Annotated in this window: 13 protein-coding genes; 3 read left to right on the forward strand and 10 right to left on the reverse strand. The window is 69.7% G+C overall.

Annotation, left to right across the window (positions count from 1 at the left end; translation table 11 throughout):
- Positions 1-301: 301 nt before the first annotated feature.
- Complete coding sequence (nudC, locus tag ABH931_RS24890; protein WP_370117269.1) at positions 302-1201, reverse strand: NAD(+) diphosphatase; 900 nt, start codon at positions 1199-1201, stop codon at positions 302-304.
- A gap of 215 nt (positions 1202-1416) precedes the next feature.
- On the opposite strand from nudC, the gene ABH931_RS24895 reads away from it, so the two are divergent.
- Complete coding sequence (locus ABH931_RS24895; RefSeq protein ID WP_370117621.1) at positions 1417-1839, forward strand: hypothetical protein; 423 nt, start codon at positions 1417-1419, stop codon at positions 1837-1839.
- A 338-nt stretch (positions 1840-2177) separates the two neighbouring features.
- Complete coding sequence (locus ABH931_RS24900) at positions 2178-2666, forward strand: DUF4265 domain-containing protein (RefSeq protein WP_370117272.1); 489 nt, start codon at positions 2178-2180, stop codon at positions 2664-2666.
- Positions 2667-2841: 175 nt separating this feature from the next.
- Here the strand turns inward: ABH931_RS24900 and ABH931_RS24905 are convergent, their stop codons facing one another.
- From ABH931_RS24905 to ABH931_RS24915, 3 genes are all read right to left on the reverse strand, one after another.
- Positions 2842-4377: an MFS transporter gene (locus tag ABH931_RS24905; protein ID WP_370117276.1), complete on the reverse strand. Its 1536-nt coding sequence runs from the start codon at positions 4375-4377 to the stop codon at positions 2842-2844.
- Positions 4374-5033: a TetR/AcrR family transcriptional regulator gene (locus ABH931_RS24910; protein ID WP_370117279.1), complete on the reverse strand. Its 660-nt coding sequence runs from the start codon at positions 5031-5033 to the stop codon at positions 4374-4376. Before ABH931_RS24910 ends, ABH931_RS24905 begins: the two co-directional genes overlap by 4 nt.
- A gap of 1338 nt (positions 5034-6371) precedes the next feature.
- Positions 6372-7112, reverse strand: a complete 741-nt coding sequence (locus ABH931_RS24915; protein WP_370117282.1) for a G1 family glutamic endopeptidase — start codon at positions 7110-7112, stop codon at positions 6372-6374.
- Positions 7113-7717: 605 nt separating this feature from the next.
- Between ABH931_RS24915 and ABH931_RS24920 the strand changes: the two genes are divergently transcribed.
- Positions 7718-8254: a hypothetical protein gene (locus ABH931_RS24920; protein ID WP_370117285.1), complete on the forward strand. Its 537-nt coding sequence runs from the start codon at positions 7718-7720 to the stop codon at positions 8252-8254.
- A 93-nt stretch (positions 8255-8347) separates the two neighbouring features.
- On the opposite strand, the gene ABH931_RS24925 is transcribed toward ABH931_RS24920, so the two are convergent.
- From ABH931_RS24925 to kdpF, 6 genes are all read right to left on the reverse strand, one after another.
- Complete coding sequence (locus ABH931_RS24925; RefSeq protein WP_370117286.1) at positions 8348-8536, reverse strand: hypothetical protein; 189 nt, start codon at positions 8534-8536, stop codon at positions 8348-8350.
- A 433-nt stretch (positions 8537-8969) separates the two neighbouring features.
- Positions 8970-11540 (reverse strand): DUF4118 domain-containing protein, encoded by a 2571-nt coding sequence (locus tag ABH931_RS24930; protein ID WP_370117289.1) that lies wholly within the window; start codon positions 11538-11540, stop codon positions 8970-8972.
- A gap of 52 nt (positions 11541-11592) precedes the next feature.
- The gene (gene kdpC / locus ABH931_RS24935; RefSeq protein WP_370117291.1) at positions 11593-12222 is read right to left on the reverse strand and encodes a potassium-transporting ATPase subunit KdpC; all 630 of its coding nucleotides are present in this window, start codon (positions 12220-12222) and stop codon (positions 11593-11595) included.
- A 12-nt stretch (positions 12223-12234) separates the two neighbouring features.
- Positions 12235-14346 (reverse strand): potassium-transporting ATPase subunit KdpB, encoded by a 2112-nt coding sequence (gene kdpB / locus ABH931_RS24940; RefSeq protein WP_370117294.1) that lies wholly within the window; start codon positions 14344-14346, stop codon positions 12235-12237.
- A complete protein-coding gene (gene kdpA / locus ABH931_RS24945) occupies positions 14343-16007 on the reverse strand; it encodes a potassium-transporting ATPase subunit KdpA (RefSeq protein ID WP_370117296.1) in 1665 nt (554 codons plus the stop codon). The genes kdpB and kdpA overlap by 4 nt, the downstream gene beginning before the upstream one ends.
- A complete protein-coding gene (gene kdpF / locus ABH931_RS24950; RefSeq protein ID WP_370117299.1) occupies positions 16007-16096 on the reverse strand; it encodes a K(+)-transporting ATPase subunit F in 90 nt (29 codons plus the stop codon). The genes kdpA and kdpF overlap by 1 nt, the downstream gene beginning before the upstream one ends.
- Positions 16097-16165 lie beyond the last annotated feature (69 nt).

A 16165-nucleotide genomic window follows, 5' to 3' on the forward strand; every position in this document is an offset into this window, starting at 1 on the left:
CAACGCCGCCGCAACGACACCAGGGGTTGACGAGACATAGAAGCTTCACTCACCCAAACACCGTTACGCTCACCCCTTCAACTTCACAGGCCGGCTGTTGAAGACCCCGGGCGTGCCGCCCCGACGACCCGGGCCAAGGACACGGTCAGGCTCCGTCCGACCGCAGCACGAGCCAGCGGACGCGGCGAAGTCGAAGTCCGTGGTGCCGATGTGGCGTGCGGGACTGGCCTGGCCGGCGCCGAGGGTGTCGACCACGGCGTGCCGCTTGCGGCCGTTGAATCTGTCTTCGCACCGCATCGGTTCAGTCTGTGTCGGCCAGCCACTGGTCGATGAGCGCCTTGCCAATCGAATCGACCCGGTACGGGCCGCCGAGAGCAGCGTCCGCCAGCCGCGCGCGCAGTTCCGCGGCCGTGAACCAGCGTGCCTCCACCACTTCCACGTTGTCCACATCGATCGCATCGGAAACGGCCTCGGCGCGAAACCCGATCATCACCCCGGCCGGGAACGGCCACCCCTGGGAACCCTGGTAGGTCACCGCACCCACGGTGACGCCGGCTTCCTCCCGCACCTCGCGGCGCACCGTGTCCTCGAAGCTCTCGCCAATCTCGACGAACCCGGCCAGTGTGCTGAAGCGGTTCGGGCCGGATGCCGCATGGCGGCCGAGCAGGCAGCGCCGGGGCGTGCCCGGAAGCTCGACTAGCACGATCACGGCCGGTTCGATTCGCGGGAACAGCAGCTTCCCACAGTTCTGGCAGGTCCGCAGGTGGCCACCATTGCAGGACCGGGCCGGGCCCCCGCAGGCGCCACAGAACCGCTGATTGCGGTTCCAGTGCAGAATTCCCCGCGCGTACGCCAGCAGACCCGCTTCGTCCGGCGTGATGGTGGGAACCATCGCCCGCACGTCCAGCATCGTGTCCGCGCCGACCAGTTCGACGGCGCTCTCCCGATCGAGCCCGGACACATCGGCCGCGAACACCGCCCTCTCGCCTTCGAGGCCGAGCAGCACCCGGTCGCCGGCCGCGACGAGGATGTCCCTCGCCTGGGCCAAGGGCAGCCGCAACGGCGTTTCGTTTCGCACCAGGCACTGGTCCTGCCACAGGGGAATGACCTGGGTACTGGCCCTGGTCAGCAGTGCCTCGATCCAGTCCGAGTCTCCCCGCCGATCGACGACACGGTCGAGCCCCAACCCGCTGTAGTACACCGCTCCTCCTGGATCACAGTGTCCGCCTGTCCTCGACACTAGCGGATACGTCCGCCGACACCCTCGGAGCCAGAACTTGCCAACATGCCTTGGTGGTTGTTGTTTTTCCGGCCTTGAGGGGTGCGTTTCCGCTGGTCAGGAATAGGGTCGGCGGTGTCGGGGAGTGGTGATGTGTTGAGTCGTTGCTCGGGTGAAGGTCGGGGATGCCGTCGGTCGTGGGGCTGCTGGAACAGCGTGAGCTAATCGCTCGCCGTCGCCTGGACGAACTGCGGGAGGAGGCCGACCGACTCCAGGCCGAGATGGCCGTGGTCGAGCGGGAGTGGAACCAGTGGGTCATCGCCCGCTCGCGCGTCGGCGAGGTCCTGGCCCCGGGCGACGACGATGCCGGCCCCGATGCCCGCGAGGACCTGGCGGATCGCAGTCAGTCGCCGAGAGCATCCGGGCCTTCGGGGGCGGCGAAGCCGAAAACGATGGTTCCGATGTGGCGTCCGGGCCTGGTCTGGTCGGCGCTGTTCCACGTGCTGGATTGTCGCCTGATCCCGGGTGATTTGTCCCAGGTGATCATGCTGGGACCCAGCGGCGTGCGACATGCCCGGAGACTCCGCGGCTTCAGGATTTCCGACAACTGCGTTCAGTGACGCGACTGGCGGATGCCCCTGTCGGGCCGTCAGCTGGGGCTGGTTCGGACAAGCCTGTGCGCTGCCCCGTCGAGATCGTCAGCCCGAGCGAGCGGCCCCGCCTGATCGAGATCCGCGACGACCTCCAGGACCGCATTGCTGAAGCCGAACGGGAGGGCTGGCTCGGCGAGGTTGGAGGTCTCCGCGTCAGCGTGGTTGTGGGGGAGAAGAAGATCACCCAGTGTGATGCCCGACGAGAGCGCAGGGCCTGGCTTCCTGGAAGGCCCGTCGTTCGAACAGCTCGGAGCTCGTGATCCCGAAGCTTCCGGTCCAGGTCAGTCCACAGGGATGATGGGGCGGTGACCACGATCAGCAACGGCCACGTGAAGATCCACTTCCGGCTGGAGGTGGACGAGGACGGCTGGCCGCCCGCAGGCGTCGAAAGTCTGTGGGCGGTTGACCTGGGCGACGGCACTGTCCGGCTCGACAACGTCCCGTGGTTCGTTCGGGGGGTCGCGAGCGACGACATCGTCCGGGTCGAAGTCGACGAGGACGGCTTGCGCTGGGCCACCGAGATCGTTCAGGCATCGGACAACTGCACGATCCGGTTGATCGTGATGAGGGACAAGGGCTCAGAAGCAGCACGACGCACCGTGCTGGAGACCTTTCATCGACTCGGTACGACTGGCGAGGGCATCGAGCAGTTCCGGATGGTCGCGCTCGACGTTCCTGCGACGGCCGACTTGGTCCGGATTCGGAAGCTGCTCGAGCACGGCGAAGCCGAGGGCTGGTGGGAGTGGGAGGAAGGCTGCGTCACCGAAGCGTGGACCGCTCTGGATCCGTCCTAGAGCTCGGTGGGCAACCGAGTCCCGCTCATGACGAGTCCGGCCTTGATCGGGGAGGACCCCGTGTCCGGTATCACCATGCTGCTGCCCCAGACCCCGACCTCGCCGTGAAACGGCGACCGCCCGGTCGCGGTGCTGGTGGGCGTCGCGGCCGGGCGGTCGGCTGAGGCGGGAGGCGTCAGTGGGCGAAGACCGGGGGTGCGTCCTCAGTGGTCGCCTTGTCGTCGCCCTCGGGGCCGGAGTGACCCGCGGCGGGGCCGCCCGTCTGCGGACGGGCGTTGATCAGCAGGCCCGCCGACAGGGCCGCCAGGGCCAGCAGGCCCCCGGCGATCCAGTACGCGACGGAGAACCCGTGGACCATCGCCTGGAGGCCGAGCTGAACGCCGTCCGCCTTCGAGTGGACCTGGGCGGCGTGCGAGTGGGCGTAGTTCGCGGTGGCGCTGTTGGCGATGGTGCTCAGCAGCGAGGTGCCGATCGCGCCGCCGACCTGCTGCGAGGTGCTGACCATCGCGGAGGCGACGCCCGCGTCCTGCGGCTTGACGCCGCGGGTCGCCAGGTTCATCGCGGGCATGAACACCAGGCCCATGCCGAAGCCCAGCATCAGCAGCGCCGGCAGGACGTGCGTAGCGTACGAGCCACCGACCGAGATCTGCGTCAGGATCAGCATCGCCGCCGAGGCGATCAGCGCGCCGGGGACCATCAGCGCCCGCGTCGGGACCCTGGGCAGCAGCCGGACGGCGACCTGCGTCGCGCCGATCATCATGCCGACGACCATCGGCAGGAAGGCCAGGCCGCTCTTGAGCGGGCTGTAGCCGAGGACGACCTGCAGGTAGTAGGTCAGGAACAGGAACGCGCCGAACATGCCGACCACGGCGATGCCGATGGTCAGGTACGCGCCGCCGCGGTTGCGGTCCAGCACCACGCGCAGCGGCAGCAGCGGCGCCTTGGTGCGGGCCTGGACGAGGACGAACGCGGACAGCAGCACCAGGGAGGCGATGATGAACCCGAGCGTGGTCGAGGAGCTCCAGCCGTCAGTCGATGCCTTGCTGAAGCCGTAGACCAGTGAGGCCAGACCGGAGCCGGCCAGGAGGATGCCGGGGACGTCGAGGCGGTTGGTGTTGCGGCTGCCGTGCGGCTCCTTGATCTCGAAGACCGCGCCGGCGACGGCGACGATCGCGAAGATGACGTTGACGTACAGCGTCCAGCGCCAGCTCGCGTACTCGGTGAGGGCGCCGCCGAGGATCAGGCCGATGGCGGCGCCGCCACCGGAGATGGCGCCGTAGACGCCGAACGCCTTCGCGCGCTCCTTGGGCTGGGTGAACATCACCGTCAGCAGCGACAGTGCGGCCGGGGCGAGTATCGCGCCGAACGCGCCCTGCAGTGCGCGGGCGCCCAGCAGCATGCCGGTGTTGACGGCCGCGCCGCCGAGCGCGGAGGCGCCGGCGAAGCCGATCAGGCCGATGATGAAGGCGCGGCGGCGGCCCCAGCGGTCGGCGATGCGCCCACCGAAGAGCAGCAGCCCGCCGAAGGCCAGGGCGTAGGCGGTGACGACCCACTGGCGGTTCGCGTCGGAGATGCCCAGGTCGTGCTGCGCGGACGGGAGGGCGATGTTCACGATGGTGCCGTCGAGGACGACCATCAGCTGGGCGAGGCCGATGAAGGCCAGCGCCCGCCACCGCCGGGGGTCGAGGGCTGGGGCTGTCGACTCGTTCATGACGAGGGAGTCCTTGTCTGGTGCTGGTTCTGGTGCTGCTTCGAGCGGTTGCTCTGCGTCTGGGGTGTCGCCTGGGCGAGCGGCAGGACGATCTCGTCGATCACCCTGAGGATGAACGCGGCGTCCGGGGGGCGGCCGGTCAGGATCATTTGGTGGAAGACCAGGGAGGGGACGATGTCCGAGAGCAGCTCCGCGTTCGGGACCGGCGCGATCTCGCCGCGCTCGACCGCGTGCTCGAAGACGGTACGGAACACCGCCTTGCGGGGCGCCACGAACCGCTCCGCGAAGACCTCCCGCAGCTGGGCGTCGCGGACGAGCCCGGAGACCAGGCCCGCCTGGACGTCGACCCGGAACGAGTCGTCGCCCGCGGTGGCGTGGGAGGTGAGCGCGATCAGGTCGCCGCGCAGCGAGCCGGTGTCCGGCTGCTCCAGGCGGGCCTTCATGTGGCTGACCGCGTCGACGACCAGCTCGGCTTTGCCCGCCCAGCGGCGGTAGCACGTCGCCTTGCCGGCACCGGCGCGGGCCGCGACGGCGTCGACCGTGAGGCGGTCGTAACCGACCTCGGCCAGGACCTCGAGCGCTGCCTGGCGCAGGGCATCGTCGCGCGAGGCGTCGCGCTTGCGCCCGGGGGCGGGGACGGAGCTGGTCTGCGTCATCTGGTGCGGGTCACCACCATGCGGAACGGAACGGTATCGGAACGTCTTTGTATCGGAACGACAGCGTATCGAAACTCGCCCGTCTCGTAAAGTCGGCTTGCCGGCTGGCAGGGATGCTCGCCGCCCGCGTCGCCCCCCGGGCCGGAATGGCCGTGGGGCTCTGTCCGCCTCGTGCGGTCGCGCACTCGGCGTCACTGTCGATCTTGAAGTGACGGAGGTCGAGAGTCCAAACGTTGCCCAACGGGCCTGTCCGGAAGTTGGCTCTTACGCGATCCCCGTAGCGGCGGGTGCTTCGATGCACCCGTGATGCCCCTGGTGGAAGGTCGCCAGGCCGGCGAAGTGTGTAGTCGAAGCGATGGATCTGCTCACGCAGTTGGCTGCGGCGAACGTCGAACGGGTGGAGGCGGGACGGGGGTTGTCGCGAATCCGGGCCAGGGCCAGGGACGGCACGCCGGTGGCGTGTCCGGGCTGCGGCCAGGACTCATGGCGGACGCACTCGCGGTACGTGGGGCACGTCGCAGGACGAGGCAGTGGGTGGCCGCCCAGTGGTGACCGCCGGCGGTACGCAGGCGCTGCTGTTCAGTGCCATGACGCCTGAGGCGAAGGCGGAGTTCCTGGCCGAGCATCCCGCGTGCGAGGTCCGCGGCAGCGTGGCGCTGCAGGCTGACCACGACCATGACGCCGACCTGGAGCGCGGCGGACTGTGCCGAGGGTACGACTCCAGACGCGGACCGCTGGAGGCGGCGCTCGGTCCTCGTACGTGTATGTGGACCGAGGTGACCTCACGCCTGCCCAGCCGCACGACGACCTGGACGAAGATCGGGCCACTCCCGCACTCCAGCGAGGCGGAACGGCACGTGCCCGCCTGGCCGCGACCGCGCCGCCAGACCTGTGGATCATGGTCACGCTGGAGCCCGACGAAGCGTGAATTCCCCGTACTCTCGCAGCCTGGTCGCGCACGGCTTCACGGACGGAGCCGCCGAGGCCTGCCGAGCACCGCCCGTGGCGGATCCGCACGACATGAGCGCGTACGACGAGCGGAACCCGGCCTTCGCCGGCCCGATCGCTTCGGTGCGCATACCTCCCCGAGTCGAGGTGAGCCACGCCCAGCCGGGCCCTGGCACTGGCACTTGTTGCTCGCCTGGCCCCGGGGTGTTGCCGGGCGGGCCGGCGACTTGAACTCCTGGGTGGGACGGTGTTGCACGTCTGGACCCATGAACGGTCTTGTCTCGCGTGGATGGAGGTGCAGGGCGCGCTTCGGCGGGTCGGGGGTTGGCACGCGGCGCGGCAGTCGCGAAGGTGCGGCTGCCGCGCCGTTGTTCGTTGTTCGGGGGCTGGTCAGGCGTGCAGCCAGGAGACCGGGAAGGAGGTGCCGTTGAGTGTGCCGTCCTGGGTGAGTAGGACGCCGCCGCGTTCGAGGTTGGTGGTGTTGACGGTCCCGGCGGAGCCGAAGCCCTGGCCGTTGGCGGTGACGTCGGTGAACTGGACCTGGTGGAAGTCGGGGCAGGCCGGGATGCTCGCGCTCCCGATCGCCTCGACGATGACCTCCGCGGAACTGAGTGGTGCGCTGGTGAGGGTCTTGGTGTAGGTCTTGGTCCAGCCCCGGGTCGGGTCGGCGAGGGTGAGTGTGAACGATCCGCTGCCGTTGGTGGTCACCGAGGATGTCATGGTGTCGCCCGCCTTGACCGTCTCGGTGAAGTAGATCGAGTTCGCCGGGTACATCTCGACCCACGGGTTGTACTGCACGGCGCCCTTGCGGGTGCAGACGGCGTCGAGGCCTATCTGCTCGACGCTGCTGCTGGTCCATCCGTCGAGGCCGGACCAGAAGGATATGTCCCCCGAGGTGGCGGAGCAGTCCAGCGCCGGGACGGTCCAGTTCCCGGTGACGGTCCGGTAGGTTCCGCCGGTCACGGCGTAGCCGCCCCAGTTGGAGTCGCCGCTGGCGTGGCGGTCGATCCGGTGGTCCAGGTGCGGCACGGGCGCGGACCTCCCGGCCGCCGAGGCGGTGCCGGTGGCCGGGGCGGTGAGGGTGGCGGCGAGGCCGAGCGTGAGGAGCGCGGCGGAGATGGTGCGGCGCATGGTTTCCCCTGTCAACATGCCTGTGGTTCAGGCGTTCTGGCGGTGCGACAGAGGATTCAGATTGATCCTGGCCATGTCAATGGTCGGGGAGTGATTCGTAGGGATGATCCCGAGGTTAGGTCAGATTGGCTTGGCCCGGGGCAGGTCAGGGCGTCGGGCCGGGGAAGTCTGCCATCGGGCAAGTAGCCTGGCCGGTGATCAACCTCGGCACCGACAAGGCCCACCAGGACGGCGAGGGCCTCGACCTGGTCCGCCTGCACGACCGCCCGGACCTGCAGCCGGCCAGCCGGGTGCGCGCCTGGATCGGATTGCTCAAGGCGCAGGGGAGCTCGCTGCGACCCGCACGCCCAGCGCCCCCACGACCCTGCAGTCCGAGCACCCCCTGCAAACTGCGGACTCGCATGATCACCGGGACTTGAAGCGCCCTGGATGAGCGACTGGCACCCGGTTGCCGTCGAGACAGACGATCTGGCCGGGTGCCATCTGACTTGGCATCAGCAACAGCGGAAGAGAGGTCGGCGCGCCGGTGCGCCGCTGGCACCCCTGCACACAGTTTCAGTATGCTCACCAGCCCGTACTTTAAATGGGCATGACGGGGGATCAGGGTGGCTGACGAACCACGCAGCGGCGGCAGGATCGAGTGGAAGCTGGTCTTCGGGGCAATCGGTGCGGTCCTCTCGCTCGCCGCGTTCTTCGGCGTCAACCGCTGGTCGGATGTGGCGTCCGCGTTCGGCAGCGGCGGCACGCCTGCCACGACGGCCGGCGTCACGCCCAGCCCGCACCCGGCACCGACACAGAAATCGAAGCCCAGGCCGAAGCCGAAGCCCACATGCACCTTCGCGTGCCACAAGGCGTCCTTCGAGCCGCCGAACCCCGAGGCCGACGGGACCTGCAGCAGCGACAGCCGATGCACGCTGACTTCGACCTTCATCAACTATGGTGCTGCGGCGGGGAACGCCTCGGCCGTCTTCAGCCTTGCCGCGACCCTGGACGATGAGATGAACGGCCGCTACCTCGGAACCTGTACGGCCATCATCCCGGTGACCCCTCCGCACGAGACGACCTCCGCCAGCTGTGTCATCAACTTCCCGGCGACTCCTGGGACCCTGTACCCGGGCAAAATCGTGGTCGTCAACCCCTAGTGGGTCTCCGTTAGGTCTTCTCGGCGATGAAGATGAAGGGGACGGCCGCTCGCGTGTTGGGTGCGGCCGTTCGCTTCGCGGGGGGACGGCTCGTCAGCTCTGGTCGGCGGCCCTGTGGCGGAGGAGGAAGCCGGTGGCCGTGGTGAGCGCGCCGAAGGCGAGGGTGGCGACACCGGCGACGCCTGCGGGCAGGGCGTCCAGGCGGTGGGCGGTGTTCGTGGCCAGCGCGGCGATCAGGAGCAGGATGCCGAGGTTGGCGACGAGGCCGCCGGTGCCGAGCATGCCGGTGGGGATCTCGTGCTTCCGGCGTACGTGAGTCCTTCTCAGGTCTGACGGACCGCTGTGCGTGCGCCTGCCGCGTCGGGGCGGTCAGAACAAGGTTTCCTGCGCAGCCGGTGGGCGGACGCCGGGAGGACCGGCGTCCGCGCGCTTCCTCGGGTCTGCTGTCCTCATGGTGCGGTGTTGCGGTAGGGGTCGGGAGTGGTGGGGATCCGGGTCACGGAGGTGGCGTCGATCGTGGGATCGGTGTCGTGTCGGTTCCAGGTGCCGGTGACGGTCACCTACTTGTTCGCCGAGGCGCTACGGGCCCGTGGACGGTGGCGGCGACCACGCGGCGTCGGCAGCGCGGCAGCTGACATTCGGCAAGCCTCGCGATCGCACGGTCATCATGGGTTCGCAGATCGAGGTGTAGCCCGGCTCGTTCCGCGCGTCAGGCTCAGCTGCCCTGCCACGCGGGAAGGTCGAGCACCATCGTCAGGCCGCCGCCCGGGGTGTCCTCCGGGGTGAGGGTGGCGCCCATGCAGTCGGCGAAGCCGTGGGCGAGGGCGAGGTGCAAGGTCGCGCCGGCCCGTGAGGACGGGGAAGGCGTCGCGCCGCCGTAGAAGGGGACGGCGGGTTCGAAGAGCCGGTCCGCCTCGCCGGGGCGGAGGCTGGGGCCGTGATCGACCACGCGGACTTCGACACGGTTCCCGAGCGTGCTTCCCGCGACGACGATCTCCGTGCCGTCGACGGCGCCGCGGCAGTGTTCGACGGCATCCGCGACGAGGTTGGCGAGCACGCGTTCCAGCAGTGTGGGGTCCGCGTCGACGGGCGGGACGTTGTCGAGGCCGCGCTGGCGAAGGAGCACCGGGCCGCTGTCGGCCAGCTCCTCGCTCACCGCGGCGAAGGCCTCGGCGGGGTCCGTTCGCTCCGGGCGGGGAACCAGGACACCGGTGTGCAGGCGGCTCAGGTCGTGGAGATCCTCCGCGAGTTGGGCCAGGCGCTCCAGCGACTCCTCGGCGATGCCGAGGAGTTGCTCCTGCCGCGGCGAGAGCGGGTTCTCCTCCTCGGTGCGCAGCGCACCGACGGCGGTCAGCGCGGCGGCGAGTGGGTCGCGCAGGTCGTGGCTGACGGCGGAGAGCAGGGCCGCGCGGGTGCGGTGGGTCTCCTGGGTCGGGGCGGCCTCGGCGGCGGCGTGGGCGAGGCGGGCCCGGTCGAGGGCGGCGCGGACGTGGGCGGCGAACGCGGTGAGCACGCGCCGGTCGGCGGCGGGCAGCGGACGGCCGCGCAGGACCAGGGCGGCGTCGTCGGTGACGGCGACCTCCTCGTCGACCGCGCCGTGGCGCGCGGAACCGGCGGATGTTCCGGTGAGGGTGTCGGTCGACAGGACTGTCTCCGCTCCTGTCCGGTCGCGGGTGATCAGCGTGACGCGGTCCATGCCGAAGGTCTCGCGCAGGCGGGTGAGCAGCGCGGGGATGGTCTCCTCGCCGCCGAGCACGTCGTGCGTCAGCACGGACAGCGTCTCCGCCTCCGCGGTGGCCCGCGCCGCACGTTGGGCGAGCTGCGCGGCCCGGTCGACCACCATCGCCACCACCAGCGCCACGGCGACCAGGATGACCAGCGCCAGCACGTTGTTGGGTTCCTGCACGGTGAAGCGGTGGATCGGTGGGATGAAGTAGTAGTTGAGCAGCAGCGATGCGGCGACCGATGCCACGAGCGCGGAGACCATGCCGCCGAACAGGGCGACGCCCACCACGGCCGCGAGGTAGAGCAGGGTGTCACTGGTGAGGTTGATGCCGTGGCGGGCCTGGGTCAGCACCAGGGTGAGCAGCACCGGGACGACCACCGCCGCGACCGGCCCGGCGAGTCGCTGTGCACCTCGGGCGGAGGCCCCTGTTGGGCGCTGGTGGCGTCCTCGTCCGGCCGCCTCGTGGGTGACCATGTGGACGTCGATGTCGCCGGAGAGCGCAACAGCGGCCTCGCCGATGCCGATCCCGGTGAGCGAGCGGCTGAGTTTGCTGCGGCGGCTGGTGCCGAGCACGAGCTGGGTGGCGTTCTCGGCGCGGGCGAAGTCGATCAATGCCTGCGGGATGTCGTCGCCGACGACGGAGTGGTAGCTGCCGCCGATGCTCTCGACCAACTGCCGCTGCGCGGCGAGCGCGGCGGGGTTGGAATCGGTGAGACCGTCGCTGCGGGCCACGTGGACGGCGAGCAGTTCGCCACCGGCCGAGCGCGCGGCGATGCGCGCGGCGCGGCGGATCAGCGTCTCGCCTTCCGGCCCGCCGGTCAGCGCGACGACGACGCGCTCCTTGGTCTCCCACACGCCGCCGATGCCGTGCTCGGCCCGGTAGCGTTGCAGGCCCTCGTCGACGCGGCCCGCGACCCAGAGCAGCGCGAGTTCACGCAGGGCGGTCAGGTTGCCGACGCGGAAGTAGTTCGACAGAGCGGCGTCGACCTTCTCCGGGCCGTAGACGTTGCCGTGCACCATGCGCCGCCGCAGGCCCTCCGGGGGCATGTCGACCAGCTCGATCTGGTCGGCGCGGCGGACGACCTCGTCGGGGACGGTCTCGCGTTGCGGAACCCCGGTGATCTTCTGGACGACGTCGTTGAGCGACTCCAGGTGCTGCACGTTGACGGTGGTCAGCACGTCGATCCCGGCGGCGAGCAGCTCCTCGACGTCCTGCCAGCGCTTGGCGTACCGGCCGCCGGGGATGTTGGTGTGGGCGAGCTCGTCGATGACGGCGACCTCGGGGCGGCGGGCGAGGACGGCGTCGGTGTCCATCTCGGTGAAGCGGGTGCCGCGGTAGTCGCGCTCCAGGCGCGGCACCGCCTCCAGTCCGACGAGCCGTTCCTCGGTGCGCGGGCGGCCGTGGCACTCGACCAGGCCGATGACCACGTCCGTTCCGCGCGCGGCGCGCCGGTGGGCCTCGTCGAGCATGCGGAAGGTCTTGCCGACGCCCGGTGCCGCACCGAGGTAGACCTTGAGACGGCCCGGTACGGACCGGACGTGGGCGCGGGGCTCGGTCACATCGCTCTCCCCTCTCGGGCCACTGGTCCTCGCCGGTTGGTTGGCGCAGGCGTCAGCCGAGGCGGGCGAGGGCCAGGTTGAGTGCCACCACGTTCACGCGCTGCTGTCCGAGGAAGCCGAGGACGCGTCCGTCGACATGCTCGGCCACGAGGGCGCGGACCTCGGCGGCGGGCAGCCTGCGGCTGTGCGCGACGCGGTTGACCTGCTCATAAGCGTAGGCGGGCGAGATGTCCGGGTCGAGGCCCGAGCCGCTTCCGGTGACGGCGTCCGGGGGCACGGAAGAAGGCTTGACTCCGTCGAACAGTGCGATCGCGATCCGGCGCGCCTGTACGGTCCTGGTCAGCCCGGTGTCGTTCGGGCCGAGGTTGGAGGCGCCGGAGGCGGTGGGGTCGTAGCCGCTGTTACCGGCCGCCGACGGGCGTGGCTGGAACCAGCGCGGGTCGGGGACGGACGGGGCCTTGGGGTCGATCCGGCGGAGCGTGAAGTTCTGTCCGAGCAGGCTCGATCCGACGACCTGGCCGTCCAGCTTCACCTGCGAGCCGTTGGCCTGGCCGGGGAGGATCAGCTGGCCGATGCCGGTGATCAGCAGCGGGTAGGCGATGCCGCAGATCACCGTGAAGACGAGCAGCAGACGCAGTCCGGTCAGGTGCAGCCGGACCAAGGGCGGGAGAGGTTTGGCCATGACCTGCTCCTTTCAGTGGAGCCCGGGGATGAACTGCACGATGAGGTCGATGATCTTGATGCCGACGAAGGGCAGGATCAGCCCGCCGATGCCGTAGACGCCGAGGTTGCGGCGCAGCAGGGCCGAGGCGGAGGAGGGCTTGTAGCGCACGCCGCGCAGGGCGAGCGGGATCAGGCCGATGATGATCAGGGCGTTGAAGATGATCGCTGAGGTGATCGCCGACGTCGGGCTGTGCAGGTGCATGATGTTGAGCCTGCTCAGGCCCGGATAGACGCTGGCGAACATGGCCGGGATGATCGCGAAGTACTTCGCGACGTCGTTGGCGATGGAGAAGGTGGTCAGTGCGCCTCTGGTGATCAGGAGCTGTTTGCCGATCTCGACGATCTCGATGAGCTTGGTGGGGTTGGAGTCGAGATCCACCATGTTCCCGGCCTCCTTGGCGGCGGAGGTGCCGGTGTTCATCGCCACGCCGACATCCGCCTGGGCCAGGGCCGGCGCGTCGTTGGTGCCGTCGCCCGTCATCGCGACGAGTTTGCCGCCCGCCTGTTCCTGGCGGATCAGCGCCATCTTGTCCTCGGGGGTGGCCTCGGCGAGGAAGTCGTCGACGCCGGCCTCCTCGGCAATGGCGGCGGCCGTCAGCGGGTTGTCGCCCGTGATCATGACCGTCTTGATGCCCATCGCCCGCAGGTCGTCGAAGCGCTCCTTGATGCCGTGCTTGACCACGTCCTTGAGGTAGATCACCCCGAGCACACGGGCCGGATCGGCTCCGGTCTTCTCCGCCACGACGAGCGGGGTGCCGCCGAGGTTGGAGATCCGGTCCACGACCTCGTCCAGCGCGGCGTCGGCCTGGCCGCCGTGGTCACGCACCCAGCCCGCGACGGCGGCGGCGGCGCCCTTGCGGGTGGCGTGCACACCCGTGGGTTCCGCGAGGTCGACGCCGGACATGCGGGTCTGTGCGGTGAACTCGATCCAGGTGGCGTGTTCCAACTCGCCCTGGTGACGCGCCCGCAGCCCGTAGTTCTCCTTGGCCAGCACCACGATGGAGCGGCCCTCGGGCGTTTCGTCGGCGAGCGAGGACAGTTGGGCGGCGTCGGCGAGCCGGTTCACGTCCACGTCGCCGACCGGCAGGAACTCGGCGGCCTGACGGTTGCCGAAGGTGATGGTGCCGGTCTTGTCGAGCAGCAGCGTCGACACGTCGCCGGCCGCCTCGACCGCCCGCCCCGACATGGCCAGCACGTTGCGCTGCACCAGCCGGTCCATGCCGGCGATGCCGATGGCGGACAGCAGCGCCCCGATCGTGGTCGGGATGAGGGCGACGAGCAGGGCGACGAGCACGACGATGGTCTGCTCGGCCCCCGCATAGGTCGCCATCGGCTGGAGGGTGACGACCGCGAGCAGAAAGACGATGGTGAGCGAGGCCAGCAGGATGTTGAGGGCGATCTCGTTCGGCGTCTTCTGCCGGGCCGCGCCCTCGACGAGCGCGATCATGCGGTCGATGAAGGTCTTGCCCGGCTCCGAGGTGATCTTCACGACGATGCGGTCCGACAGGACCTTGGTGCCGCCGGTCACCGCGGAGCGGTCGCCACCGGACTCGCGGATGACCGGCGCGGACTCGCCCGTGATCGCCGACTCGTCGACCGACGCGACGCCCTCGACCACGTCACCGTCGCCCGGGATGATCTGCCCGGCCTCGACCACCACGAAGTCGCCGAGCCGCAGGTGCGTCGCCGCGACCTCCTCCTCACGCACGCCCGTCGCGCCGGGCGCCCAGTCGCCGACGACGCGGCGGGCCATGGTGTCGGTGCGGGTCTTGCGCAGGGTGTCGGCCTGCGCCTTGCCGCGGCCCTCGGCGACGGCCTCGGCGAGGTTGGCGAAGATGACGGTCAGCCAGAGCCAGACCGTGATCACCCAGGCGAAGACGCTGCTGTGCCGGATCGCCGCGTAGGTGGTGAGCAGCGACCCGATCTCGACCACGAACATGACCGGGTTCTTGAACATGACCCGCGGGTCGACCTTGCGCACCGCGTCCGGCAGGGACTCCAGGAGCTGCTTGGGGTCCATCAGCCCGCCGGAGACGCGGCCGGCGTCCTGCTTGGGCGCCTGGTCTGGGGTGGTGGCGCTCATTTGTGCAGGCCTTCCGCGAGCGGTCCGAGGGCCAGAGCAGGGAAGTAGGTCAGACCGACGACGATCAACACCACGCCGGACAGCATGCCGACGAAGAGCGGATCGTGGGTGTGCAGCGTGCCTGCCGTGCTCGGGACGGGCTTCTGCCGGGCCAGCGAACCGGCGAGCGCGAGCACGAACACCATGGGCAGGAACCGGCCGAAGAGCATCACCAGGCCCAGCGCAGTGTTCCACCAGTCGCTGGTGACGGTCAGTCCGGCGAAGGCCGAGCCGTTGTTGTTGGCGGCGGAGGTGAACGCGTAGAGCACCTCCGAGAAGCCGTGCGCGCCGCTGTTGAGCATCGCCGCGCGTTCGGCCTTGAACGTCATCGCCACGCCCGTGCCGATGAGCACGATCGCGGGGGTGGTGAGGATGTAGAGGGAGGCGAACTTCATCTCCCGGGAGCTGAGCTTCTTGCCCAGGTACTCGGGGGTGCGGCCGACCATCAGGCCTGCGACGAAGACGGTCACGATCGCGAGGACGAGGATGCCGTAGAGGCCGGATCCGGTGCCGCCGGGGGCGATCTCACCGAGCATCATGTCGAAGATCGCGATGCCGCCGCCGAGCGGTGAGAGCGAGTCGTGGGCCGCGTCGACGGCGCCCGTCGAGGTCAGGGTCGTAGAGCTCGCGAAGAGCGAGCTCGCGGCGATGCCGAACCGGACCTCCTTGCCCTCCATGGCAGCGCCCGCGGCCTGGAGCGCGGTGCCGTGGTGCTGCCACTCGAAGAAGGTCATCAGACTGGCGGAGGCCACCCAGAACAGGCCCATCACCGACACGATGGCGTAGCCCTGGCGGTTGTCGCCGACCATGCGGCCGAAGGTGCGCGGCAGCGCGAAGGCGATGACCAGGAGGAGGTAGATCTCCAGCCAGTTGGTCCAGGCGTTGGGGTTCTCGAAGGGATGGGCGGAGTTGGCGTTGTAGAAACCGCCACCGTTGGTGCCCAGCTCCTTGATGACCTCCTGCGAGGCCACCGGACCGCCCGGCAGCGACTGGGTACCGCCGGCGATGGTGTGGATCGTCTGGAAGCCGTGGAGGTTCTCCACGACACCGGAGGCCAGCAGCACGATGGCGAAGACGACCGAGACCGGAAGCAGCAGCCGGACGACGAGCCGGGTCAGGTCGACCCAGAAGTTGCCGACCCGGTCCGTCTCGGTCCGGGTGAAGCCGCGGATCAGCGTGGCGACGACGGCGATGCCGACGGCGGCGGAGAGGAAGTTCTGCACCGCCAGGCCCGCCATCTGCACCAGGTGGCCCATCGTCTGCTCACCCGAGTACGACTGCCAGTTGGTGTTGGTGACGAACGACGCCGCGGTGTTCCACGCCGTCGGCGCGGGCACGGCCGGGAAGCCCAGGGAGAGCCACAGGTGGTTCTGGATCCGCTGGAACAGGTACAGGAAGAGCACCGAGATCGCCGAGAACGCGAGCACACTGCGCAGGTAGGCGTACCAGGTCTGCTCCGCCGCCGGGTCCACGCCGATCAGCTTGTAGAGCGGTCGCTCCACGCGCAGGTGGCGCGAGCCGGTGAGGATCCGGGCGATGTAGTCGCCGAGCGGCCGGTAGGACGCGGCCAGCGCGGCTACCAGCAGCACTGCCTGCAGGAACCCGGCCAGGGTCGGGTTCATCAGAAGCGCTCCGGCATGATCAGGGCGGCGATCAGATAGCCCACCAGTGCGATCGCCGCGATCAGTCCCACGACGTTGTCGGCGTTCACAGCTTCAGCACCCCTCGGGCGATGAGTGCGAGCGCGCCGAACACGCCTACGGTGACGGCAACGAAGATC

The organism is Streptacidiphilus sp. MAP12-33 (assembly GCF_041261265.1).
In the GTDB taxonomy this organism is placed as follows: domain Bacteria; phylum Actinomycetota; class Actinomycetes; order Streptomycetales; family Streptomycetaceae; genus Streptacidiphilus.